Annotated in this window: 16 protein-coding genes and 1 pseudogene; 11 read left to right on the top strand and 6 right to left on the bottom strand. The window is 65.0% G+C overall.

Going from position 1 to position 23,720, the window contains the following annotated elements:
- The first annotated feature begins 131 nt into the window (after positions 1 to 131).
- The 4 genes from ACK3BK_RS12880 to ACK3BK_RS12865 are packed head-to-tail and all read left to right on the top strand — an operon-like array spanning position 132 to position 5,740.
- On the top strand, positions 132 to 2,042 hold the full coding sequence (locus ACK3BK_RS12880; protein WP_186719447.1) for a sigma-54-dependent Fis family transcriptional regulator: 1,911 nt from the start codon (positions 132 to 134) through the stop codon (positions 2,040 to 2,042).
- Between the two features lie 3 nt (positions 2,043 to 2,045).
- On the top strand, positions 2,046 to 3,779 hold the full coding sequence (locus ACK3BK_RS12875) for an ABC transporter ATP-binding protein (protein WP_411382541.1): 1,734 nt from the start codon (positions 2,046 to 2,048) through the stop codon (positions 3,777 to 3,779).
- The gene (locus ACK3BK_RS12870; protein ID WP_411382540.1) at positions 3,769 to 4,446 is read left to right on the top strand and encodes a S8 family serine peptidase; all 678 of its coding nucleotides are present in this window, start codon (positions 3,769 to 3,771) and stop codon (positions 4,444 to 4,446) included. Before ACK3BK_RS12875 ends, ACK3BK_RS12870 begins: the two co-directional genes overlap by 11 nt.
- Positions 4,400 to 5,740, top strand: coding sequence for an NAD(P)/FAD-dependent oxidoreductase (locus ACK3BK_RS12865; RefSeq protein WP_411382539.1), 1,341 nt, complete (start codon positions 4,400 to 4,402; stop codon positions 5,738 to 5,740). The genes ACK3BK_RS12870 and ACK3BK_RS12865 overlap by 47 nt, the downstream gene beginning before the upstream one ends.
- A 56-nt stretch (positions 5,741 to 5,796) precedes the next feature.
- On the opposite strand, the gene ACK3BK_RS12860 is transcribed toward ACK3BK_RS12865, so the two are convergent.
- Both ACK3BK_RS12860 and ACK3BK_RS12855 read right to left on the bottom strand, forming a co-directional pair.
- Positions 5,797 to 7,110 (bottom strand): hypothetical protein, encoded by a 1,314-nt coding sequence (locus ACK3BK_RS12860; RefSeq protein WP_411382538.1) that lies wholly within the window; start codon positions 7,108 to 7,110, stop codon positions 5,797 to 5,799.
- Between the two features lie 83 nt (positions 7,111 to 7,193).
- On the bottom strand, positions 7,194 to 8,687 hold the full coding sequence (locus ACK3BK_RS12855) for an aldehyde dehydrogenase family protein (RefSeq protein ID WP_411382537.1): 1,494 nt from the start codon (positions 8,685 to 8,687) through the stop codon (positions 7,194 to 7,196).
- 482 nt (positions 8,688 to 9,169) lie between these two features.
- On the opposite strand from ACK3BK_RS12855, the gene peaA reads away from it, so the two are divergent.
- The 5 genes from peaA to ACK3BK_RS12830 all read left to right on the top strand — a co-directional run bounded on the left by peaA (position 9,170) and on the right by ACK3BK_RS12830 (position 15,502).
- Positions 9,170 to 10,735, top strand: coding sequence for a quinohemoprotein amine dehydrogenase subunit alpha (peaA, locus tag ACK3BK_RS12850; protein ID WP_186664552.1), 1,566 nt, complete (start codon positions 9,170 to 9,172; stop codon positions 10,733 to 10,735).
- A gap of 48 nt (positions 10,736 to 10,783) precedes the next feature.
- Entirely contained in the window at positions 10,784 to 12,214 is a 1,431-nt protein-coding gene (gene peaB / locus ACK3BK_RS12845) for a quinohemoprotein amine dehydrogenase maturation protein (protein ID WP_411382536.1), read from the top strand.
- 1 nt (position 12,215) lies between these two features.
- Entirely contained in the window at positions 12,216 to 12,539 is a 324-nt protein-coding gene (gene qhpC / locus ACK3BK_RS12840; protein ID WP_054891339.1) for a quinohemoprotein amine dehydrogenase subunit gamma, read from the top strand.
- 32 nt (positions 12,540 to 12,571) lie between these two features.
- Positions 12,572 to 13,699 carry a quinohemoprotein amine dehydrogenase subunit beta gene (gene peaD, locus ACK3BK_RS12835; protein ID WP_411382535.1) on the top strand — a complete coding sequence of 376 codons (1,128 nt, stop codon included), beginning with the start codon at positions 12,572 to 12,574 and terminating at the stop codon, positions 13,697 to 13,699.
- A gap of 120 nt (positions 13,700 to 13,819) precedes the next feature.
- Complete coding sequence (locus tag ACK3BK_RS12830) at positions 13,820 to 15,502, top strand: AMP-binding protein (RefSeq protein WP_411382534.1); 1,683 nt, start codon at positions 13,820 to 13,822, stop codon at positions 15,500 to 15,502.
- An 87-nt stretch (positions 15,503 to 15,589) separates the two neighbouring features.
- On the opposite strand, the gene mobA is transcribed toward ACK3BK_RS12830, so the two are convergent.
- The 3 genes from mobA to ACK3BK_RS12815 form a co-directional block, all read right to left on the bottom strand.
- Positions 15,590 to 16,162, bottom strand: coding sequence for a molybdenum cofactor guanylyltransferase MobA (gene mobA / locus ACK3BK_RS12825; RefSeq protein WP_186664560.1), 573 nt, complete (start codon positions 16,160 to 16,162; stop codon positions 15,590 to 15,592).
- Positions 16,163 to 16,223: 61 nt separating this feature from the next.
- Complete coding sequence (locus ACK3BK_RS12820; RefSeq protein WP_411382533.1) at positions 16,224 to 19,346, bottom strand: multidrug efflux RND transporter permease subunit; 3,123 nt, start codon at positions 19,344 to 19,346, stop codon at positions 16,224 to 16,226.
- Between the two features lie 11 nt (positions 19,347 to 19,357).
- On the bottom strand, positions 19,358 to 20,527 hold the full coding sequence (locus tag ACK3BK_RS12815) for an efflux RND transporter periplasmic adaptor subunit (RefSeq protein ID WP_411382532.1): 1,170 nt from the start codon (positions 20,525 to 20,527) through the stop codon (positions 19,358 to 19,360).
- 260 nt (positions 20,528 to 20,787) lie between these two features.
- Here ACK3BK_RS12815 and ACK3BK_RS12810 point away from each other — a divergent pair, with 260 nt between their 5' ends.
- Positions 20,788 to 21,489 carry a response regulator transcription factor gene (locus ACK3BK_RS12810; RefSeq protein ID WP_186664565.1) on the top strand — a complete coding sequence of 234 codons (702 nt, stop codon included), beginning with the start codon at positions 20,788 to 20,790 and terminating at the stop codon, positions 21,487 to 21,489.
- A gap of 6 nt (positions 21,490 to 21,495) precedes the next feature.
- The gene (locus ACK3BK_RS12805) at positions 21,496 to 22,794 is read left to right on the top strand and encodes an ATP-binding protein (protein ID WP_411382531.1); all 1,299 of its coding nucleotides are present in this window, start codon (positions 21,496 to 21,498) and stop codon (positions 22,792 to 22,794) included.
- Here ACK3BK_RS12805 and ACK3BK_RS12800 read toward each other — a convergent pair.
- Positions 22,792 to 23,618, bottom strand: a pseudogene (locus ACK3BK_RS12800) (UDP-N-acetyl glucosamine 2-epimerase); the annotation flags it as partial. The gene ACK3BK_RS12805 and the pseudogene ACK3BK_RS12800 overlap by 3 nt on opposite strands.
- Positions 23,619 to 23,720: the final 102 nt, after the last annotated feature.

Raw genomic sequence — 23,720 nt, 5'->3', positions numbered from 1 at the left:
TTTGGGGAATTGGGGAGGCCTGGGCAACCCCTGTGGCCTGGGTCGCTGCCATCCACAGCCGAACCCCGCTTTACGTATACGGCACGCTGACGCACACTGCGCAGAGTTCCGGGGTACAGCTGGAGTAAACGATGGCGCGACAATCACCCATAACAGACGCCCACGACCCGATGCAGCAATCCCGCCAGGTCCGCCTGCACCTGGCCAACGAGGGCAAGTTGCCTTCGGGCATGCTGCGCGAGGAGATCGATGCCTCATGGCGGCGCAGCCACGGCCATGGCCTGGACTGCCTGCAAGGCGAGCAGGTCGGCCTTGGCATCGAGCACGGTCAGAACCTGCAGACGCTGCTCGAACTCAACCGCACACTGATTGATGCCGTCACGCCCGAGCTCGACTACCTGGTCGAGCGTCAGGGCAAGGGCGCAATCATCATCCTCGGCGACGCCCAGGCCAATGTGCTGGCCATCGAAGGGCAGACCCATGTGCTCAACCGCAATGGCCTGCGCGACCTGCACCCCGGCAGTTGCTGGAGCGAGGCGCTACGCGGCACCAATGCCATCGGCACCGCCGTGGTCGAAGGGCGGCCCACCCTGATCAACTGTGGCGAACACTACCTCGATCGCCTCAGCCCGTTCTCCTGCACTTCGGTCCCTCTGCGCGACCCTCGCGGCGAGGTAATCGGTGTACTCGACATTACCCGCGAAGGGGTGATGAGCCAGCCCCAGGACAGCCTCTCGACCCTGATGCTTGCCGCCGGCAACATCGAGAGTCGGCTGTTCGGCCTGTACCACCCCGAGCAGTGGGTTCTGGCGTTCCACAGCCGCCCCCAGTACCTGGGCAGTGCCTGGCATGGGTTACTGGCCCTGAGCCTTGATGGTGAGGTGATGGCGGCGAACGAAAATGCCTGCCAATTGCTCGGGCTGCCACGCCCTGGCTTGATCGGCCGCCGTTGCAGCGACTTGCTCGGCGAGCGTTCGCCGGCCTTTCTCAGCCGCCTGTGGCAAGGCGGGATGAGCAGTGTGCAGACTGCCAAAGGGGAGTTCTTCGTTCGGGTGCTGCAATTGCCTCGGCATGGCAACCTGGGGGCGACCGTCGCGACAAAGCCTGTTGCTGCGCTCAAGTCGCCGGCGCTCGATGCGCTGGGCGCGGGCGATAGCCGTCTGGCGCGGGGTTTGCGCATGGCTCGCCAGGGCCTGGTCAACGGCCTGCCGGTGCTGCTGCTGGGGGAAACCGGGACGGGCAAGGAAGTGGTGGCGCGCGCTCTGCACCAGGCCAGCCCGCGTGCGGACAAAGCGTTCGTGGCCGTCAATTGCGCGGCGATTCCCGAAGGGCTGATCGAGTCCGAGCTGTTCGGCTACCGCGACGGCGCGTTTACCGGCTCGCGCCGCGGCGGCATGGTCGGTCGGCTGATGCAGGCCCATGGCGGCACCTTGTTCCTCGACGAAATCGGTGACATGCCACTGGCCCTGCAGGCGCGGCTGCTGCGCGTGCTGCAGGAGCGTCGCGTGGCGCCGCTTGGGGCTGGCGAGGAACAGGACATCGACGTGGCGATCATCTGTGCCACGCACCGCGATCTCAAGCGGCTGGTGGCCGAGCAGCACTTTCGCGAAGACCTGTACTACCGGGTCAACGGCGTATCCCTGCGCCTGCCGGCCTTGCGCGAGCGCGATGACCTCGGGGCCCTGATCGAAGGGGTGCTGGACAAGCTCGGTGCCCGAGGCGTCACCCTCGATCCGGCACTGGCCTGCCTGCTCGAAGGCTTCGACTGGCCGGGCAATATCCGCCAACTGGAAATGGTATTGCGCACCGCGCTGGCCATGCGCGAGGAGGGTGAGCAGATACTCGGGCTCGATCACCTGACCGATTGCCTGCTCGACGAGTTGTCCAGTGGCGCTCCTGTGGCCGGTAGCCTGCGCGAGAATGAACTGGAGTTGATCCGTGGCGCCCTGGCGCGTCACCAGGGCAATGTATCGGCCGCCGCCGAAGCGCTGGGCATCAGCCGCGCGACGCTGTACCGCAAACTCAAGCAGTTGCGCGGTTAGACCATGGGCGGAGTGTTCTCGCGCCTGATCGAGTCTGGCGACCCCGTGCTCATGCGCCAGGCCCTGGCCTGGCTGTATGGTTTCGTGCGGCCCCAGCGCCGGGCCATCGCCGTGCTGCTGGGGTTGTCGTTGCTCGCTTCGCTGCTGGCCCTGGCCCAGCCCTGGCTGATCAAGACCTTGATCGACGATGGCTTGCTGGCCCGCGATTACCAGACGCTCTGGCACATGGCAGCGTTCATGATTGGTGCCGGGGTGCTGGGGACCGTGCTGTCGGGGGTCAATCGCTACCTGCATACGCGTTTGTCAGGGCGCATCCTGTTCGCCTTGCGCGATGACCTCTACCGACACTTGCAGCGATTGTCGCCGACGTTCTACGGGCGCCGCCGCACGGGTGATATCCTTTCGCGTCTGGACGGCGATGTCGCCGAAATCCAGCGCTTTGCCGTGGATTCGCTGTTCGCGGCCGTCTCCAGTGTGATCGGCCTGCTGGGCGCGGTGGCCCTGATGCTGATGTTGTCGTGGCAACTGTCATTGTTGCTGGCCTTGCTCGTACCGATCGAAGTGGTGTGGCTGCGTTGGATGCGGCGCAAGGTCGAGCGCGAAGTGCGCAGCCTGCGTGAGCGCTCGGCGGACGTGTCGTCGTTCCTGGTCGAGACGCTGCCTGCGATGAAGTTCATCCAGGCCGCCGGCCAGCAGGGCCGTGAAGCGGGGCGCCTGGATCAGTTGGGGCAGGGCTACATGAAGCAACTGCTCAAGGTGCAGATCACCGAATTCTTCACCCAGGCCGTGCCCGGCACCCTGACTTCGTGGTGCCGCGCCTGTGCCTTTCTGGTGGGTGGCTGGTGGGTGATCCAGGGCACGTGGCAGTTGGGTGCGCTGATCGCCTTCTCCACCTACCTGGGCATGGCCGTTGGGCCGGTGCAGAGCTTGCTTGGCCTGTATGTCGCGGTGCAGCGGATGGCGGTGAGCCTGGGCCGGGTCATGGAGCTCAAGCGCGAACCGGTGGCGGTCAGCGAACCGCAGGCGCCCAGGCCGATGCCCGAGGGGCCAGGTGAGCTGCGCCTGGAAGGCGTAGGCTTTGCCCACGAGGGCCGCCAAGGGGCGGTGCTCGATCAGGTCGATATCACCGTCGGCGGTGGGCTGAAGGTGGCCATCAGCGGCGCCTCCGGAGTGGGCAAGTCGACCCTGATCGACCTGCTGCAGCGTTTTTACGACCCGGATCATGGGCGCATCCTGCTCGACGGTGTCGACCTGCGCGAGCTCGACCTGGCCGCCCTGCGCCGCCGCATCGCCGTGGTCAGCCAGGACATCGCGCTGTTTCGCGGCACCCTGGCCCAGAATCTCGCCTACAGCACACCTGATGCCAGCCGCACCGCGCTGGAGCAGGTGGTGCGCCTTACCCGTCTGGAGGGCTTGGTGCAAAGCCTGCCGATGGGGCTCGATGGCGCGCTCGGCGAGCGCGGCCAGCAGTTGTCCGGCGGCCAGAAACAACGTATCGCCATCGCCCGTGCCTTGCTGCAGGATCCAGCGATCCTGGTACTGGACGAAGCCACTTCGGCAGTGGACGAGGCGACCGAGCGCGAAGTGATTGCCGCCATCGATCAGTTGTTTGCCGGGCGCACGCGCATTCTCATCAGCCACAGGCCGTCGACCCTGGCCGATGCAGACCTGCATCTGCAACTGCAAGGCGGCCAGTTGCGGGTTCTGGAACGGGTGCACGCCGACCATGGTCGCTGAGCTGCGCTTGGGGGTGATCGACAGCGGCTGCACGTCGGCGCAAATGCCGACGGTGCTGGCCGCGCGGCGTTTCTGGCTGCAAGACGGACTGCTCCAGGAGGGCGAAGCGCTACCTGACACCCTTGGCCATGGCCGTGCGGTCCTGGAGCGCCTGCGCGAGGGGGCCGGTGATACACCGATGCTGCTGGCCCAGGTGTTCAGCGACCAACCGCGCACCAGCGCCCTGCAGGTGGCTGCCGCCTTGCTGTGGCTGGTGGAGCAGGGGGCGACCCTGGTCAATATGAGCCTGGGGCTGCAGCAGGACCGCCCAGTGCTGCGCCAGGCCTGCGCCGCCGCCCAGGCTGCTGGCGTCGTGTTGTGTGCTTCCAGCCCAGCCCGGGGTGCGCCGGTGTATCCGGCCAGCTACCCGAACGTGCTGCGCATCACCGGCGACGCCCGGTGCAGCGCAGGCCAGTGGTCATGGCTGGGCACGGCGCAGGCCGACTTCGGCGCGCCGCTGGGGGGCAATGCCCAGGCGGGGGCCAGCCTGGCATGTGCCGCCTTGACCGGGCGAATGTGCGCAGTGCTGCGCGAGCATCCCGAGCTGCAACCTGCACAGCTACGTGCCTGGCTGCAGGCGCATGCGGCCTTCGTCGGGCCTGAGCGTCGAGGTGTCGATGAGCCGTGATCCGCACATCCTCGTGCTCGGTGCAGGCCCTGCCGGGGCGGCAACCGCCATAGGCCTGCGGCGCATGGGCTATGCGGTCACGCTGGTGTCGGACTGGCGTCGTTTCGATGCCGTCGAAGGGGTGTCGCAGCGGGTGTTGGACGGCCTGCACCATGCAGGGCTTGGTTTGGCACTGGGGGTGGCGACGATCGCTGCCGCGCGTCAGGTGCAATGGAACGGCGAGCGGCTGCAGATGAATCAGGAGTTCCTGCTTGATCGGGCATGTTTCGATCGGGCGCTGCGCGAGGATCTGCTGCGCGCCGGGGTGAATCTCGTTCAGGGGCGTGTCCGCGAGCTGACGCAGGAGGGACGATACCGGGCGCGGCTCGACGACGGCCAGGTGCTGCAAGGCGATTTCCTGGTCGAAGCCCGTGGTCGCCAGGCCCCGCTGCCTGCCAGCCGCCTGCGCGGCCCGGAAACCGTCAGCCTGCTCAACCTCTGGCAATCGACGGCAGGCGGCACGCCGGCCTCTGCAGTGGAAAGCCTCGATGATGGCTGGGCATGGATGGCGCGTCTGGCAGACGGGCGCTGCTACTGGCAAATCACCCTTGATGCCAGCGTGGCCTCGCTGCCGGGCAAGGCGGCACTGGGTGAGTATTGCGCGACCCGGCGGCGGCAGTCGCCAGGGGTCGCGCAGTTGTTCGATGCACGCGCGCTAGAGCCCGCTCAGGTGCATGCCCGCAGCAGCACTGCGATTCTTGCCGGCGAGTGTGCCGGCGCGGACTGGCTGCGGGTGGGGGATGCGGCGATGGCCGTCGATCCGTTGTCGGGCAACGGGATCTTCCAGTCACTGTCGTCGGCCTTGCAGGCGCCGGTGGTGATCAACACCTTGCTGAGGCGGCCGGAGCGGACGGCCTTGGCGCAGCGCTTCCACCAGCAACGGGTGGAACAGTTGTTCCTGCGTTTTGCCCGTACGGGACGGGATTTCTACCGGCTGGAACAGCAGCATGCCGGCGCGGGGTTCTGGGGGCCACGTCAGCGGTGGCCTGATGAACAGGCCATGCACCAGGCCGCGCATTGGCAGACGGTTCGAGTCGAACGCAGGCCGGTGTTGCGCGAAGGCTGGGTGGACGAGGCCGAGGTAGTGGTAACGGCTGACCAGCCGCTGGGTGTATGGCACCTGCAGGGCATTGAACTGGCACCGGTGGTACGGGCCCTGCAGGCGGGTTCTGGCCTGGTCGAGGTGCTGGCGGACCAGCCTGAGCAAGCTCAAGCGATGGTGCGACGCTGGTTACTGGAGCAGGGTTATCGCTGAGGGCGGCGTATTGCGTTTGCGAGTAACCAAGCGCCTGCACGACGCTTGGCGAAGGCTCAGAAGAAAGTCCCGATCACCAGTTGCAGGTAGGTCCCGGTATCCCGGCTACCCAGCTGCATGCCGCCACTGTCGGCACTGCGCTCGGGTTTGTAGAAGCCCAGCACCGGGCTGATCAGCAGGTGATCGTTGACCATCCACTCCACATACAGGTCCAGCTCTCGTCCGCCGACATTTCCCTGGTCGGTGTCCAGCGTGTCGAAGTCGAAGTACAGCGCGCCAAGGGTCAGGTTGTCGCGAGGCTTGGCCTTCAAGCCCACATGGTGGACCTGGGTGTTGGTGTTGAAGGGGCCGGCATAGTTGGCGGCGACTTCACCCTGGAACCAGGTGCCGTAACCTCGGCTGAGCCCGTAGAACAAAGGGTCGAAATCCTTGGAGAAGCGGCTGTAGCGGTAGGTGGCGGTGGGTGTCCATGGCAGTTGCGAAAAGGTCCAGCTGCCTTCCAGGTACCAGGCGTTCTCACGTGTGCCTCGTTGGTCCTGGGTGACGTACTCGCCGGCCACCTCCAGGTCCTGGACCCCGAGGTTGCCGCGTCCGCGCAGACTGACGGTGTCCATGCCATCGCGGTGCTCCAGGCCCATGATCTGGGCATAGCGGCGGTCCACATCCAGACCGTGAATCCAGCTCAGGCCGACGGTACCTGCGTCGCCGACGTGCTCCAGGTTGGCGACAGCCATGGAACTGTCGGCCTGATAGTGGTTGTCGGACTTGAGCCACATCAGGTCGCCACGCCAGCCCTGGCTGCCGCCCAGGCGCAGCACGGCGGTGCGGTCGAAGGCCTTGCGCGCCGCCAGGTAGTAGGCGCCGCCGCGGTTGAAATTGGCACCCAGGTCGACCTTGCCGAGGTTGACGGGGTCGCCCTGGATCAGGAAACCATCCCCCAAGGTGACCACCTGGCGGCCGCCGGAAATATCGATGCCATCTTCACCCAGCAGCGGGAACAGCGTCCCCGAGCGCCAGCCAAGATAAGCATCATCAATGGCCGTGCGGCGTTCGTCCCCCAGGGTCAGGCCCGCGGCATCGCCGTCACCCCAGGTGGCGGAGCTGAGCAGGCTGAAGGCACCGTACAGTGAGCCGCTGTCGGCCAACGTCTGGCTCGCGCTCAGGCCATATTTGACGTAGCCCTCGCGCCAGTTGCTGCTGCCAGGCTTGCGGTTGCCGGCCTGGTTGAAGCTTTCGTCACTGTGAAAGATGCCGAACAAGGCCTCGAGGTTGGCGTTGAGGACGGTGCCATCCTGGTTGTAGAGCTCGTGGGCCTGGGAGAGGGGGGCGGCCAGCAGAAGGGCCAGTGTGCAGACGAGCGGATGCCTCATGGTGTGCTCCATGTTTTCTTGTTGTTTTCAGGAAGTCGGCCTCTTTGCCGGCAACGCTGCGAAGAGGCCGGCGCAGCTCAGGTTCAGAGCTTGATCAGTACCGACTTGAGCTCGGTGTAATAGTCGATCGCCGCAGCGCCCATCTCCCGGCCGACGCCCGATTGCTTGTAGCCACCGAAAGGCAGCGCAGGATCCAGCGCACTGTGGCAGTTGACCCAGACCGAACCGGACTTGATGCGCGGAATCATTCGATGCACGGCGCTCAGGTCGTTCGACCAGATGCTCGCGCCCAGCCCGTAGGGGTTGTCGTTGGCCATGCGCACGACCTCGTCGATATCGTCGAAGGGCATCGCCACCAACACCGGGCCGAAGATCTCTTCCTGGGCCAGGCGATGGCGCTGGTCGACATCGACGAGCACCGTCGGCTTGACGAAGTAGCCCGGCCCGTAGCTTTCACCGCCGCAGGCGATGGTCGCGCCGAGCTCGCGGCCCAAGGCGATGTAGCTGCTGACCCGGTCCTGCTGCTTGGCGGAGATCAGCGGCCCCATCTGCACCGCGGGGTCCAGGCCGCTGCCGAGTTTCATGCCGTTGGCGATGCCGGCGATGTCGGCCACCACATTGTCGAAATGCTTGCGGTGCACATACAGGCGCGACCCTGCACAGCACACCTGGCCCTGGTTGAAGAAGATCGCCGTGGCCGCACCGGCGGCGGCTTCCTGCAGGTTGGCGTCGGGCATGACGATGGTCGGCGACTTGCCGCCCAGCTCGAGGGTGACGCGGGTCATGTTGTCCATCGCGGCCTTGCCGATCAGCTTGCCGACTTCGGTCGAGCCGGTGAAGGTGAGCTTGTCCACGCCTGGATGGCGGCTGAGGGCGGCGCCAGCGTTGAGCCCGGTGCCTGTGACCACGTTGAACACGCCAGCCGGGTAACCGGCTTCATCGACCAGCTCGGCGAGCTTGAGCGCCGTCAGTGGGGTTTCGTCGGCAGGCTTGAGTACCATGGTGCAGCCGGTGGCCAGCGCCGGGCCGAGTTTCCAGCAGGCCAGCAGCAGGGGGAAGTTCCAGGCGACGATGGCTCCGACCACGCCGACCGCTTCGCGGCGAATGAAACCGTGGAACTGTTCGTCGGGCATCAGCGGCATCGAAGCCTCGACGGTGCTGCCCTCGATCTTGGTGGCCCAGCCAGCCATGTAGCGCAGGAAGTCGATGGCCAGTTGCACGTCCATGACCTGGGCGACGTTGGCGCTCTTGCCATTGTTCAGGCATTCGAGCTCGGCCAGTTCGCGGGCATCGCGGGCCATCAGGTCGGCCAGGCGCCACAGCAGGTTCTGCCGCTCGCGAGGGCGCATCCGGCTCCAGGGCGAGTCGTCGAAGGCCTGGCGGGCTGCGCGCACGGCACGGTCGACGTCCTCGGTGTCGGCCGAAGGGACCTCGCCGAGAATCTCGCCGGTGGCCGGATTGCGGAAACTCAAGGTGCGGCCACTGGCGGCGTCCTGCCAGTCGGCGCCGATGCGCATCTTCAGCTTGCGCGCGAGGAACGCCTGGGTGGCGGGCAGGATGGGCAGGTCGGAAAGCATGGGGCGGTGCCTCTTGTCATTGGAGTGTGGCAAGGGCGGCGCAATGGCCGTGCCAAGGTGGCCTGGCGGATTTAAGTCATTGATCAGTTTGATTTTTGTGTTGGTGTACAGGGTGGATTGCGGGGCTGTGCTGTTGCACATTGAGACGGTGTGAGACGGTGGTGAAACAGGTAGACCGCGCTGGCCTTTTCGCGGGCAAGCCCGCTCCTACAGATATTGAATCCTGCACCAACCCGTAGGAGCGGGCTTGCCCGCGAAAAGGCCACCACCGATACCCCTGTCTCAACCTGAAACAACCTGTCGCGAATTGGGACGTTCCGACCCGCCGCAACTCACCAGGCCAGGTCAATAAAAACAGCTCAAGTCACTGAAAAACCGCCTCTTTCAAACATCTGGCACACTTCCTGTATTGCCACTGTCACATGCACCGGCGGTATCCAAGCGTGCGATAACGATAAGAACAACACCGTGGAGGTCTGATCTTGAAGACGACTCGACTCCGGCAGCAGGCGGGCACATTGGCGCTGGTCGCCGCCGCCCTGCTGAGCGCCCAGGCCATGGCGGCCGAACCGGGCCCGGCGATTTTGCAGAACAAGTGCATGGGGTGCCACATCCCAGAGGGCAACGATGCCTACAGCCGCATCAGCCACCAGCGTAAGACCCCCGAAGGCTGGCTGATGAGCATCGCCCGCATGCAGGTGATGCATGGCCTGCAGATCAGCGACGACGAGCGCCGCACCCTGGTCAAGTACCTGGCCGACAAGCAGGGCCTGGCGCCGAGCGAGACTGATGGCGTGCGCTACGCCATGGAACGCCGGCTCAATACCGTCGAACACTTCGATACGCAATTGGCCGAAACCTGCGGCCGCTGTCACTCCGGTGCTCGCGTCGCATTGCAGCGGCGCCCAGCGCAGGAATGGGAACACCTGGTCAACTTCCACCTCGGCCAGTGGCCGTCTCTCGAATACCAGGCCCAGGCACGCGACCGCGACTGGCTGGAAATCGCCCTCAAGCAAGTGGTGCCGGACCTGGCCAAGCGCTTCCCGCTGGAAAGCCCCGCCTGGAGCGCGTGGCAAAAGGCCAAGCCCAAGGCCGACGCATTGCCGGGGCAGTGGGCGTTCAGTGGTCATATGCTCGCCAAAGGCGATGTCCGGGGCGTGATGACGGTCAGTGCCGACCAGGGCGACAGCTTCAAGGTCGAGGTCAAGGGGCAGTACGCTGACGGCACGCCGTTCAACGGCAGCGGCTCGGCGATCCTCTACAACGGCTATGAGTGGCGCGGTAACGTGAAGGTCGGCGACAGCACGATGCGCCAGGTCTTCTCGGCCCTCGATGGCGAGATGAAAGGGCGCATGTTCGAAGCCGAGCACGACGAGCGCGGCCTCGATTTCACCGCAGCGAAGGAGGGCAAGGCGCGCCTGCTGGCGGTACAACCGGCCTTCATCAAGGCCGGGGACGAGCGCGAGATCACCTTGGTGGGCAGCGGCCTGTCCGGCAAGCCTGAGCTGGGTGCCGGTGTGCAAGTGACCGAGATTCTGGAGCAGACCCCCACCCTGGTTCGGGTCAAGGCCCACGCCGCAGCCGATGCAGCACCTGGCGAGCGCCAGGTGACGGTGGGCACGCTCAAGGGCTTGAGTCTTGCGGTCTACGACAAGGTCGATGAGGTCAAGGTGGTGCCGGCGTTCTCCATTGCCCGTATCGGCGAGAACGGCGCTTCGGTACCCAAGGTCCAGGGGCGCTTCGAGGCCGAGGCGTGGGGCAAGGACGCCGATGGCCAACCGTTGCGCATCGGTTATCTGCCGGCCACCTGGAAGGTCGAGCCGTTCAACGAGCGCGCCGTCGAGGACGAAGACGTCAAGTTCGCCGGGCAGATGCAGGCCGATGGCATATTCGTCCCCGGCGGTGCCGGCCCGAACCCGGCGCGCAAGATGATGACCAACAACGCCGGCAACCTGAAAGTCATTGCCACGCTGGCTGACGGCGGGCAGACGGGTGAAGGCCACATGATCGTCACCGTCCAGCGCTGGAACAACCCGCCGCTGCCATAAGGGCAGCAGGCGCGGCTTTTCCAACGGATCGATTATCGGGAGATCACCATGGGCGCACTACTGAATCTGGTCGAACGCAACCTGCATGAAGTGCAGGTCGATGCCGACCGCATGCTGTTCCATATCCCCAGCAGTTCGCTGTTCACCGCTGACGCGGTGACCGGCGGCATCATCGACACCCTGCGCCAGCAAGGCTGCTCGGCCGAAGAGCTGATACAGCGCCTTGGCCAGCAGTTTGCCGGCGACGATATCCAGGACACCCTGCGCGAGTTGATCGCACTGGAGCTGGTCAGCGACGGTTCGCCGCTGACCCCTGAAATCGCCCTCAAGCAGGTCGAGCGCACCGCGCTCAATACGGTGGTGCTCAACGTCAATACCGGCTGCAACCTGAGTTGCACCTATTGCTACAAGGAAGACCTCGACAAGCCTTCGGCAGGGCGCAAGATGAGCGCCGCCACCGCTGAGGCTTCGGTGGAGATGCTGCTCAAGGAGTCCCCCGACGAAACTCGCTACAGCGTGGTGTTCTTCGGCGGCGAGCCGCTGTCCAACCGGCCCTTGATCGAGCACATGGTCGCCTACTGCGAGCGGCGTTTCGCCGAAGCCGGCAAGCAGGTGGAGTTCATCATGACCACCAATGCCACGCTGCTCACCGAAGAGATCGTCGACTGGCTCAATGCCCATCGCTTCGGGCTGTCGGTGAGCATCGACGGGCCCAAGACCGTGCACGACCGCAACCGCATCACCGTGGGCGGGCAGGGCACCTACGATGTGGTGCGGCGCAAGGCCGACATGCTGCTGTCGCGCTATGACAGCCGCCCGGTCGGCGCCAGGGTGACGCTTACCCGTGGCATCACCGATGTCCAGACCATCTGGAACCACTTGTTCAACGAGCTGGGCTTTGCCGAAGTGGGCTTCGCCCCGGTGACATCGGGCGACATGGCCGACTTCAACCTGACCGGCGAAGAACTGGTGCAGGTGTTCGCCAACATGAAGGCGCTGGGTCGCCAGTACCTGGAGGCGGCGTTGCAGCACCGCAACATCGGTTTCTCCAACCTGCACCAACTGATCACCGACATCCACGAGGGGCACAAGAAGGCGCTGCCATGCGGTGCGGGCCTGAAGATGCTGGCGGTCGATCACGAGGGCGAGCTGAACCTGTGCCACCGTTTCACCGGCTCCAGCCTGCCGACCTTCGGCAACGTGCACACGGCGGTCAAGCAGGTCGAACTCAACGATTTCCTGTCCCAGCGCCTGGACCGCAGCGGCACAGGTTGCGACAGCTGTCGCATCCGCAACCTGTGCTCCGGTGGCTGCTATCACGAGAGCTACGCGCGCTACGGCGACCCGCAGCACCCGACCTACCACTACTGCGAACTGATGCGCGACTGGGTCGACTTCGGCATCGAGGTCTACAGCCGCATCATGGCCGCCAACCCGGCCTTCATCGATCGCTACATCACTCCTCGCAAGGCGCACTGACATGAAGCACTTGAAGCCCCTGAACAACAAGGCGCGCATTCTTGAACAGGCTGCCGCCGAAGACCGCGTCGAAGAAGTCATGGCCATGAGCGCGGTGGCCGGTTGTACCGCCACCACCGACCCAGGCTGGGAAGTGGACGCCTTTGGTGGCGTCAGCTCGCTGTGCCAACCCATGGAGGCTGACCTGTACGGCTGCTCCGACCCTTGCTGGTGGCCGGCCCAGGTGCCCGACATGATGAGCACCTACCAGGACTGGAACGCCCAGGCGAGCAACTCGCAGGACGATTGGCGCAACCTCGGCACCGTATTCCCGAAAGACAAGTGACCGGCCCGACAAGAACGACAAGGGGAAACCGCATGAAACCTGGATTCTGCGCGCAACTGGCGCTGAGCGTCGCCACCTGCGCCGCGACACTGGCCGTGCACGCCACCGACGGCGCCGCCGGGCCGGCACTCAAGCCTGGCCATGAGTACCTGATCGCCACCAACTACCCGAACAACCTGCACGTGGTGGATGTGGCCAGCGACACGTTGTTCAAGAGCTGTCGCCTGCCGGACGCCTTCGGCCCGGGCACGGCGATGATGGCGCCGGACAACCGCACGGCCTACATCCTCAACAATCACTATGCCGATATCTATGGCATCGATCTGGACACCTGCACGACCACCTTCCACGCCAACCTGTCGAGCGTGCCGGGCGAGGTGGGCAAGTCGATGTATTCCTTCGCCATCAGCCCCGACGGCAAGGAGGTCTATGCCACGGTCAATCCAACCCAGCGATTGAACGACCACTACGTGGTCAAAACACCACGCCTTGAGGTGTTCAGCACGGCTGACGGGGTAGGGGCCAAGCCGGTGCGCACCTTCCCCATGCCGCGCCAGGTCTACCTGATGCGTGCCGCCGACGATGGCGGCCTGTTCGTCGCCGGGCCGGATATCTACAAGATGGACGTCAAGACCGGCAAGTACGAAGTGGCGCTGCCCCTGCGCAACTGGAATCGCAAGGGCTACAGCGCGCCGGACGTGCTGTACTTCTGGCCGCACCAGAGCCCGCGCCACGAGTTCTCGATGCTGTACACCATCGCCAAGTTCAAGGATGAGAAACAGGACCCGGCAACCGCCGAGCTGCTGTACGGCTACCTGAGCGTGGACCTCAAGACCGGCAAGACCCACACCCAGGAGTTTGCCGACCTGACCGAGCTGTACTTCACCGGGCTGCGCTCGCCCAAGGATCCGAACCAGATCTACGGTGTGCTCAACCGCCTGGCCCGCTACGACATCAAGCAGCGCAAGCTGGTCAAGGCGGCGAACCTGGACCATACCTACTACTGCGTGACCTTCGACAAGGCTGGCGACAAGCTCTACCTGGGCGGGACCTTCAACGACCTGGCGGTGTTCGATCCGAATACGCTGGAGAAGGTGAAGAACATCAAGCTGCCAGGGGGTGACATGTCCACCACCACGCCGCAGGTGTTTGTCCGATAGTTCGGTGGTGGCTTTTTCGCGGGCAGGCCCGCTCCCACAAGGCCCCATGCGACCTCAGTAGGAGCGGGCTTGCCCGCGAAGAGGCCAGTCCAGACAACACAAGAACAACAAGAGAACGCCATGCCCCAGCCAAGCTACTCCCAGGGCGACTGCAGCAAGCCCTTGCTCGACCACTGCATCGGCGACGCCTTCGATGCCACCGTCGCCCGCTTCCCCGACCGCGAGGCTCTTGTGGTGCGTCACCAGCAACGGCGCTACACCTGGCGCCAGTTGGCCGATGCCGTCGACCAGCACGCCCGCGCGCTGATGGCGCTCGGCGTGCAAGCGGGCGATCGCCTGGGCATCTGGGCCCCCAACTGCGCCGAGTGGTGCATCACCCAGTTCGCCAGTGCCAAGGTCGGTGCGATCCTGGTCAATATCAACCCGGCCTATCGCAGCAGTGAGCTCGACTATGCCCTGAGCCAGTCCGGCTGCCGCTGGGTGATCTGCGCCGATGCGTTCAAGACCAGCGACTATCACGCCATGCTCCGTGACCTGGTGCCCGGCTTGCCTGCCAGCAAGCCCGGGGCAGTGCACTGCGAGCGCCTGCCTGAGCTGCGCGGTGTGATCAGCCTGGCGGTAAAGCCTGCACCAGGCTTTCTTGCCTGGTGTGACCTGCAGGCTCGCGCCGCTGAAGTCAGTGCCGAGGCCCTTGGCCGCCGCCAGGCGAGCCTGCGCCCGAGCGAGGCGATCAATATCCAGTACACCTCCGGCACCACCGGCTTCCCCAAGGGCGCGACGCTCAGCCACCACAATATCCTCAACAACGGTTACATGGTCGGCGAGAGCCTGCGCCTGACCGAGCATGACCGCCTGGTGGTGCCGGTGCCGCTCTACCATTGCTTCGGCATGGTCATGGCCAACCTCGGCTGCATGACCCACGGCAGCACGCTGATCTACCCCAACGATGCCTTCGATCCCTTGCTCACCCTGCAAGCCGTGGCCGAGGAGCGCGCCACCGCGCTGTATGGCGTGCCGACCATGTTCATTGCCGAGCTGGACCACCCGCGCCGCAACGAATTCGACCTTTCCAGCCTGCGCACCGGGATCATGGCCGGTGCCACCTGCCCGATCGAGGTGATGCGAAGGGTGATCGACGAAATGCACATGGCCGAGATACAGATCGCCTATGGCATGACCGAAACCAGCCCGGTGTCATTGCAGACCGGCCCGCAGGATGATCTGGAGGTCCGTGTGACCAGCGTGGGCCGCACCCAACCCCGCCTGGAGAGCAAGGTCATCGACGCCGATGACAATACCCTGCCGCGCGGCGAGATCGGTGAGCTGTGCACCCGGGGCTACAGCGTCATGCTCGGCTATTGGAACAACCCGACGGCCACGGCCGAGAGCATCGACGCCGAAGGCTGGATGCGTACCGGCGACCTGGCGGTCATGGATGAGCAGGGTTACGTGCGTATCGTCGGGCGCAGCAAGGACATGATCATTCGCGGTGGCGAGAACATCTATCCGCGTGAGCTGGAGGAGTTCTTCTTCACCCACCCGGCGGTGGCCGATGTGCAGGTGATCGGCATTCCGTGCAGCAAGTACGGCGAGGAGCTCGTCGCCTGGGTGCGACTGCATCCAGGGCACAGCGCCAGTGCCGAGGAGTTGCGCGAATGGGCGAAGTCGCGCATCGCGCACTTCAAGGTGCCTCGGCATTTTCGCTTCGTCGATGAGTTTCCGATGACGGTGACGGGCAAGGTGCAGAAGTTTCGGATGCGCGAGATCAGTGTCGAGGAACTGGGTGGGGTATCAGCCGGTTGACTGGGGGCGGCCGATGGTCCTATCGCGGGACAAGTGCTCACGCTGTGCCTGTGGCAGCGGGCTTGCCCCGCGATGTGGCCTGTGCCGTCACTGCAACCATTCCGGGCTGTTGAAATTGCTCAATCGCCCATCGTCGATGGCACACTCCAACCCCTGAATCGGCTTCAGCAACAGCGCTTTCTGCAAACTCCGCTCACCTTGCTGCCACGCCCGCTCCAGCACGGGCAACACTTGCCGGGGCAGTACACAGAACATCGGTTGCCAATACCCCCCCTGGCGCACCATTGCAGCGCTGTCATGGCGGGCAGCCAACCCGCGCAATGCATCGATCAAGGCCCGGTCGATCAACGGTGCGTCGCAGGCCAACACCACCACCCACTCATGGCTGGCCACCTTCAGCCCGGCAATGACGCCGGCCAGTGGCCCGGGATAATCCACCTCGGCATCGCCCACACACTGGTCGGCGTATGCCGCATACGCCGCTTGATTGCGGTTGCAGGAAATCACCAGGTCGTCGCTCAGCCCCCGCACCACCCGATGGATGTGCGCGATCAGCGGTTCGCCGCGCCATGGCACCAGGCCCTTGTCGCGACCGCCCATGCGCTGGCCACGGCCACCGGCGAGGATGAGGATTGAGCAGGGGGGCAGGGCGGCAGGCATGAAAAAGGGTCCCGGGCAGTCGATGCCCGGAACCCTCTCATTCAACGCCTGGCTTGTCCAGTCAGGTGTCGTGGGTTGCGGCAAGGTCGGTTTCGGCGCGGCGCTTGCCGGCCAACCGCATCACCACCACGAAGAACACCGGTACGAACACCACCGCCAGCGTCGCGCTGAGCATCCCGCCGATCACCCCGGTGCCGATGGCCTGCTGGCTGGCTGAGCTTGCGCCGCGGGCAATGGCCAGCGGGACGACGCCGAGGATGAACGCCAACGATGTCATGACGATCGGGCGCAGGCGCAGGCGTGCGGCCTGCATCGCCGCATCCGCCGCATCGACGCCCTGATCCACCAGGCTCTTGGCGAATTCGATGATCAGGATCGCGTTCTTTGCCGACAAGCCAATCAAGGTGATCAGGCCGACCTTGAAGAACACGTCGTTGGGCATGCCGCGCAGGGTTACCGCGAGCACGGCACCAAGCACACCCAGCGGCACCACCAGCAGCACCGCAGTAGGGATCGACCAACTCTCGTAGAGCGCTGCCAGGCACAGGAACACCACCAGCAGCGACAGGGCCAGCAGCAAGGGCGCCTGGCTACCCGAGAGACGTTCCTGCAACGACAGGCCGGTCCACTCCAGTGCGCTGCCGGCTGGCAGTCGGTCGACCAGGCGCTGGATTTCCGCCATCGCCTCGCCGGAGCTGTAGCCGCTTGCCGGTTCCCCGGAAATCGACACTGCCGGATAACCGTTGTAGCGGGTCAGTTGCACCGGGCCGCTGAGCCAGCGGGCCTGGACGAACGCCCCCAGTGGCACCATCTTGCCGCTGCTGTTGCGCACGTGGATCTTCAACAGGTCCTCGACCTGGCTGCGCTGATCGCCCTCGGCCTGCACCACGACGCGCTGCATGCGCCCCAGGTTGGGGAAGTCGTTGACGTAGTTCGAGCCTACCGCGGTGTTGAGCACGGCGCCGATGTCGGCAAAGGAGACCCCCAGGGCGTTGGCCTGGCGTCGGTCGATTTCCAGTTGTACCTGCGGGCTTTCGGCCAACGATGCCTCGCGCACGTTGGCCAGCACCTTGCTCGTGCGTGCGTTGGCCAGCAGTTCGTCACGGGCTGCCATCAATCCGGCATGACCCAGGCCGCCGCGATCCTGCAGACGGAACTCGAAACCTGTGGACTCGCCCAATCCGTCGACTGGTGGCGGCAGCACGGCATAGGCCACGGCATCCTTGAGCTCGGAGAAGGCCATCGTGGCGCGGTCGGCGATCGATTGCGCACTGTCGTCGGCGCCGCGCTCGGACCAGTCCTTCAGCGTGGTGAACGCCAGCGCGGCGTTCTGCCCACTGCCTGAGAAGCTGAAGCCGAGAATCAGCGTGGTGTTGCCCACGCCGGGCTCTGCGGCGTTGTGCGCCTCGATCTGCGCCGCCACCTGCTCGGTGCGCATGCGGCTGGCGCCCGGCGGGAGCTGGATGTCGGTGATGGTGTAGCCCTGGTCCTCTGTTGGCAGGAAGGCACTCGGCAACTGGCTGAAGCCATAGGCCAGCACCGCCACCAGCAGCCCGTAGAGCACCAGGTAGCGCCCACTGCGTGCCAGGGCGTGGGCGACCCAGCGCTGGTAGCCATTGCTCATGCCCTCGAAGCGGCGGTTGAACCAGCCGAAGAAGCCCTTGCGTGCGTGATGCTCGCCCTTGGCCACTGGCTTGAGCAGGGTGGCGCACAGTGCCGGGGTGAGGCTCAGGGCGAGGAACGCCGAGAACAGGATCGACACCGCCATCGACAAGGAGAACTGCTGATAGATCACGCCCACCGAGCCTTTCATGAAGGCCATTGGCAGGAATACCGCCACCAGCACCAGCGTGATGCCGACAATCGCACCGCTGATCTGGCCCATGGCCTTGCGCGTAGCCGCCTTCGGCGAGAGGCCTTCCTCGGCCATGATCCGCTCGACGTTCTCCACCACCACGATGGCGTCGTCCACCAGGATGCCGATGGCCAGCACCATACCGAACAGGGTCAGCACGTTGACCGAGAAACCCAACGCCAGCATCACCGCGAAGGTGCCCATCAGCGCCACTGGAACCACCAGCGTGGGGATCAGTGTGTAGCGGATGTTCTGCAGGAACACGAACATCACTGCAAACACCAGCAGCATGGCTTCGAACAGCGTGCTGATGACCTGTTGGATCGAGACCTTGACGAATGGTGAGGTGTCGTAGGGGATGTCGTACTTCACCCCGGCCGGGAAGTAGCGCGCCAGCTCATCCATCTTCTGGCGAACCAGGGTCGCGGTCTCCATGGCGTTGGCCCCCGGCGACAGCTTGACGCTGAAGGCACTGGTGGGCTTGCCGTTCAGGCGCGTGCCGTACTGGTATTCCTGGGCACCGATCTCGACCCGCGCCACATCGCCCACGGTGACCACCGAGCCATCCGGGTTGGCCCGCAGCACGATGGCCGCGAACTCCTCTGGGGTGCTCAGTTGGCCCTTGACCACCACGTTGGCGGTGATTTCCTGGGTCGCACGGGCGGGCAGGTCACCGATGCTGCCTGGCGCAACCTGGGCGTTCTGCGCGGCGATGGCGTCGGCGACGTCCTGGGGCGTGAGCTTGAAGCCGACCAGTTTCGCCGGGTCGATCCAGATGCGCATGGCCCGCTCCGAACCATACAGCTGTGCCTTGCCGACGCCTTTGAGGCGGCGGATCTCGTTCATCACGTTGCGCGCCAGCAGGTCGCTCAGGGCGATCTCGTCATAGCTGCCGTCCTCGGAGGTGAGGGTGCCCAGCAGCAGAAAGCCGGTGGAGACCTTCTCCACTTGCAGGCCCTGCTGGGTGACGGGCCGCGGCAGGCGCGACTCGACTACCTTGAGGCGGTTCTGCACATCGACCTGGGCCAGGTCAGGGACGGTGCCCGGCTCGAAGGTGGCGGTGATGGTCGCGCTGCCCAGGCTGCTCTGGGATTCGAAGTACAGCAGGTTGTCTGCGCCATTGAGCTCCTGCTCGATCACGCTGACCACGCTTTCGTCCATGGTCTGCGCCGAGGCACCTGGGTAGACGGCGTACACCTCGACCTGCGGTGGCGCGACATTGGGGTACTGGGCCACGGGCAATTGCGGGATGGCCAGGGCGCCGGCGAGCAGGATGAACAACGCGACCACCCAGGCGAAGATCGGGCGATCGATGAAGAATTGCGGCATGGATCAGGCCCTCACTGGCCGTTGCGCTGGACGATGGGGGTGGCCGCCTTGCCGGTATCGACCCGGACCTGGTCGCCGGCCTTGACGTGCTGCAGCCCTTCGACCACCACCTGTTCGCCGGGGGCCAGGCCTTCGCCGACGATCCAGCGGTCGCCCTGGGCATTACCCAGCACCACCTGGCGTTCTTCGATGCGCTGTTGGGCATCGACCACCAGCACCTTGGGCACGCCGGCGCTGTCACGCAGGATCGCCCGCTGCGGCACGCTGATGCCCTTGGGCTGCAGGGCCTGCTCGAGGCGCACACGCACGTAGCTGCCGGGCAACAGATCGAGATCGGGGTTGGGGAATTCGCTGCGCAGGGTGATCTGGTTGGTGCTTGGATCGACGCTGATATCGGAGAACAGCAACTTGCCCGGCAGCGGATAGGCACTGCCGTCGTCCTGGATCAGGGTGGCGCGGGCCTGGTCCTGGCCGACCTGCTGCAGCTCGCCTGCGCGCATGGCGCGGCGCAGGGCGTTGAGGTCGCGGGTCGACTGGGTCACGTCGGCGTGGATCGGGTCCAGTTGCTGGATGACGGCCAACGCGGTGGTTTCGTTCTGTCCGACCAGCGCCCCTTCGGTGACCAGCGCACGGCCAATCCGTCCGGAGATCGGTGCAGTGACCGTGGCATAGCCCAGGTTGAGCCGCGCGCGTTCGAGCGCGGCCCTGGCCTCGGCCACCTGAGCGTCCGCCTGGAGGAAGGCGGCGCGGGCATTGTCATATTCCTGACGGCTCACGGCCTTGTCGTCGACCAGTTCGCGATAGCGCTGCTCCTGCAGGCGCGCCTGGTACAAGGTAGCTTCGGCCTTGGCCAGCGCGGCGCGGGCGCTGTCATGGTCGGCCTTGAACGGCGCCGGGTCGATGAGAAACAGCACATCGCCCTGTTTGACGTCGCTGCCTTCGCGGTACACCCGCTTGAGCACCACGCCGGCAACCCGGGCGCGGACTTCGGCGGTGCGTGGCGCGAGAATACGCCCGCTGAGTTCGGTACTGATGGCCAGGGCCTGCAACTGCACGGTTTCGACCCGCACCTGGGGGGAGGGTGCTTGCGCGTCCTGTTCGGGGGCGTCGTTGCAGCCGGTCAGGGCCAGTGTGAGCAAGGCGAGAATCGCCCAAGGGCACTTGGAGAAGGGAATGGACATACGGATCTTCCGGATAGGATCGCCGCTATGCTAAGGCAGGCGCTCGCGCATGGGCTGTTAAGCTGTGTACGCCGTGTGTGAAAAAGTGTAAGGCTCGTGCCGTGTGGAGCGTAGGATTCTATATCCTGCGAGCAACTGACTGCACTGGCCCCATCGCCGGACAAGCCCGCTTCCACAGGTAGTCGCAGCCTCTGTAGGCGCGGGCTTGTCCGGCAATGACGGCGGTAAGGTCTCAAGCCTATCTGTTCATGACGACCCACATGCCAAACATCCTTCTGGTCGAAGACGACAGCGCGCTGTCCGAACTGATTGCCAGCTACCTGCAACGCAACGATTTCCATGTCCGGGTCATCGCCCGTGGCGATCATGTGCTCGACGAGTTTCGTCGCCAGCGCCCCGACCTGGTGGTGCTCGACCTGATGCTGCCCGGCCTGGATGGCCTGCAGGTGTGTCGCTTGCTGCGCCAGGAGTCGCAAAGCCTGCCGATCCTGATGCTGACGGCCCGTGACGACAGTCACGATCAAGTGTTGGGCCTGGAAATGGGGGCCGATGACTACGTGACCAAGCCCTGCGAGCCCCGCGTACTGCTGGCCCGGGTACGCACCTTGCTGCGCCGCAGCAGTGTCAATGAACCGCGCCTGGACAGCGAGCTGATCCAGGTCGGCGGCCTGTGCATCAACCTGGCCGAACGCAGCGTGAATTGGCGCGGCAGCGAGGTCGAGCTGTCCAGTGGCGAATACAACCTGCTGGTCGTGCTGGCCCGCAATGCCGGCGAGGTGCTCAGCCGCGACCGCATCCTCCAGCAATTGCGCGGCATCGAGTTCAACGGTACCGACCGTTCAGTAGACGTAGCCATCTCCAAGCTGCGGCGCAAGTTTGACGACAACGCCGGCGAAGCCCGCAAGATCAAGACCGTGTGGGGCAAGGGGTATCTGTTCAGCCGGGTCGAGTGGGAGTACTGACGCGCCATGCTCAAGATCCTGGTGCGCCTGTACCTGGTGATCATCGTCGCCTATGCCGGTGCCTTGCTGCTGATTCCCGACGCTATCGTCGGTGCGTTTCACGAACGCTTCATGGCCTACAACCTTGACCAGGCCAAGGGCGTGCAATCTTTGATCGTCCGTCAGTTTCACCAGGCGCCGCGTGAGCAATGGCCATCGGTGGAGCAGGACCTGGCCGCGGCCTTCGCGCCCTTGCAGGTGCAACTGCTGCGCATGGACGCCGCCGACCTTGCGCCGCAGGAGCGTGCGCGGCTGGAGCACGGGCTGTATGCGGTGCGCATCGCCGACTGGGGTTATTACGAAACCGTGCTGGCGCCGCTGGACAAGGACTGGCTGGTGCGCCTGCATTCACCACCGGATCCGCTGGACATCAATGTGTTGTCGTGGGGCGTCACCGTGCTGATCGGCGCTGCCATGCTGGGTTGCTTGCTGCTGTGGGTCTGGCCGCACTGGCGCGACCTGGAACGGCTCAAGGAAACCGCGCGGCGCCTGGGACGCGGGGAGATGGCGGAGCGTACGCATATCTCGCCGCGCTCGAACATCGGCGAGCTGGCCGGGGTGTTCGACACCATGGCCGGCGACCTGGAGCGCCAGGTCAACCAGCAGCGCGAGCTGCTCAACGCGGTCTCGCATGAGCTGCGCACACCGTTGACCCGCCTGGATTTCGGCTTGGTGCTGCTGTTCGACGAAGTACCGCCGGCCAGCCGCAAGCGCTTGCTGGAGCTGGTGGGGCATGTGCGTGAGCTGGACGAGCTGGTGCTTGAGCTGCTGTCGTACAGCCGTCTGGAGAACGCCGACCAGGTCCGCGAGCGGGTCGAGGTGTCGTTGCTGGAGCTGGTCGACAGTGTGCTGGGCAGCTTTGCCGAAGAACTCGATGGTCGCGGGATCAGATGGGAGGTGCGTGCCGACGACAAGCTGCCACGTTTCGTGCTCGATCCTCGACTGACCGCGCGGGCGGTACAGAACCTGGTGCGCAATGCCATGCGCTACTGCGACGAGAGCTTGCTGCTGCGATTGAAGCTGGAAGCGGACGGGGCTTGCCTGCTGACGGTCGAGGATGACGGGATTGGCATACCGCCTGAGGAGCGTGAGCGAATCTTCCAGCCATTCTATCGCCTGGATCGCAGTCGGGACCGCAGCACCGGGGGCTTTGGACTGGGGTTGGCGATCAGCCGCAGGGCCATCGAGGGGCAGGGTGGAACCTTGACGGTTGCGCAGTCTTCGCTGGGGGGCGCGCAGTTCAGGATCCGCCTGCCGGCAGGCTAGGATACGTTCGGTCTGGGTGCCGACCAGCTTGACCGTACCGCCTTCGAGCACCGACGGTCGCTCGGTCACCTTGCGCAGTACCAGCATGGGCTTGCCGAGCGTCGGGGCTTCTTCCTGCACCCCTCCTGAGTCGGTGAGGATCAGGTGTGCGCGGGCCATCAACCAGACGAAGTGCTGGTAGTCCTGCGGTGCGACCAAATGAATGTTGTCCCGCCCGGACAACACGCCGTATACCGATTTCTGCACCTGCGGGTTGAGGTGTACCGGGTAGACGAACTGTACGTCCGGATAGCGCAGGGCCAGTTCGGCGAGTGCCAGGCAGATACGCTCGAAGCCGGCGCCGAAGTTTTCCCGGCGATGGCCGGTGATGAGGATCATGCGCTATGCAGGTCGGCGAGCACGCCGGTCAGGCGCCGGTTGGCTTCTTCTGGCCAGGGTTGCTGAAGGTTGCCGGTGCGCAGGCCGGCTTCGACATGACCTATGGGGATATGGCGATGGAACGCGGCCAGGCCGGCGATGAAACTGGTGGTGGTATCGCCATGCACCAGCACGATCTCAGGCTGGACCTGTTCGTAGGCGTTGTCGAGGCTGCCCAGCAGGTCACGTGACAGACCATTGAGGGTCTGGTTCTGGGTCATTACCTTCAGGTCCTGATCGACCGACAGACCGAAGGCGGTCAGCACTTGCTCGAGCATTTCCCGGTGTTGACCGGTGGAGCAGATGTGCAGGTCGATCTCCGGCCATTCGCGCAGCACCCGTGCCAGGGGTGCCATCTTGATTGCTCCGGGGCGGGTGCCGAATACCATCATGACGGTGTGAGCCATCGTCGCGTCCTCGTCCTATTCCCTGTACGAAGTTGTACGATTCACGTCTGCGTGTAGAACGTAGAGGGTAGATACAAGCAGGGGATGGCGAGGTTGTCCAAT

The sequence above is a fragment of the Pseudomonas sp. L7 genome (assembly GCF_046605565.1).
GTDB lineage: Bacteria > Pseudomonadota > Gammaproteobacteria > Pseudomonadales > Pseudomonadaceae > Aquipseudomonas > Aquipseudomonas wayambapalatensis.
This window is presented reverse-complemented; position numbering and strand designations above follow the sequence as displayed.

Coding starts and splice junctions, on each gene's coding strand:
- ACK3BK_RS12880 (WP_186719447.1), top strand. CDS start 132: ATGGCGCGACAATCACCCATAACAGACGCCCACGACCCGATGCAGCAA.
- ACK3BK_RS12875 (WP_411382541.1), top strand. CDS start 2,046: ATGGGCGGAGTGTTCTCGCGCCTGATCGAGTCTGGCGACCCCGTGCTC.
- ACK3BK_RS12870 (WP_411382540.1), top strand. CDS start 3,769: ATGGTCGCTGAGCTGCGCTTGGGGGTGATCGACAGCGGCTGCACGTCG.
- ACK3BK_RS12865 (WP_411382539.1), top strand. CDS start 4,400: ATGCGGCCTTCGTCGGGCCTGAGCGTCGAGGTGTCGATGAGCCGTGAT.
- ACK3BK_RS12860 (WP_411382538.1), bottom strand. CDS start 7,110: ATGAGGCATCCGCTCGTCTGCACACTGGCCCTTCTGCTGGCCGCCCCC.
- ACK3BK_RS12855 (WP_411382537.1), bottom strand. CDS start 8,687: ATGCTTTCCGACCTGCCCATCCTGCCCGCCACCCAGGCGTTCCTCGCG.
- peaB (WP_411382536.1), top strand. CDS start 10,784: ATGGGCGCACTACTGAATCTGGTCGAACGCAACCTGCATGAAGTGCAG.
- qhpC (WP_054891339.1), top strand. CDS start 12,216: ATGAAGCACTTGAAGCCCCTGAACAACAAGGCGCGCATTCTTGAACAG.
- peaD (WP_411382535.1), top strand. CDS start 12,572: ATGAAACCTGGATTCTGCGCGCAACTGGCGCTGAGCGTCGCCACCTGC.
- ACK3BK_RS12830 (WP_411382534.1), top strand. CDS start 13,820: ATGCCCCAGCCAAGCTACTCCCAGGGCGACTGCAGCAAGCCCTTGCTC.
- mobA (WP_186664560.1), bottom strand. CDS start 16,162: ATGCCTGCCGCCCTGCCCCCCTGCTCAATCCTCATCCTCGCCGGTGGC.
- ACK3BK_RS12820 (WP_411382533.1), bottom strand. CDS start 19,346: ATGCCGCAATTCTTCATCGATCGCCCGATCTTCGCCTGGGTGGTCGCG.
- ACK3BK_RS12815 (WP_411382532.1), bottom strand. CDS start 20,527: ATGTCCATTCCCTTCTCCAAGTGCCCTTGGGCGATTCTCGCCTTGCTC.
- ACK3BK_RS12810 (WP_186664565.1), top strand. CDS start 20,788: ATGCCAAACATCCTTCTGGTCGAAGACGACAGCGCGCTGTCCGAACTG.
- ACK3BK_RS12805 (WP_411382531.1), top strand. CDS start 21,496: ATGCTCAAGATCCTGGTGCGCCTGTACCTGGTGATCATCGTCGCCTAT.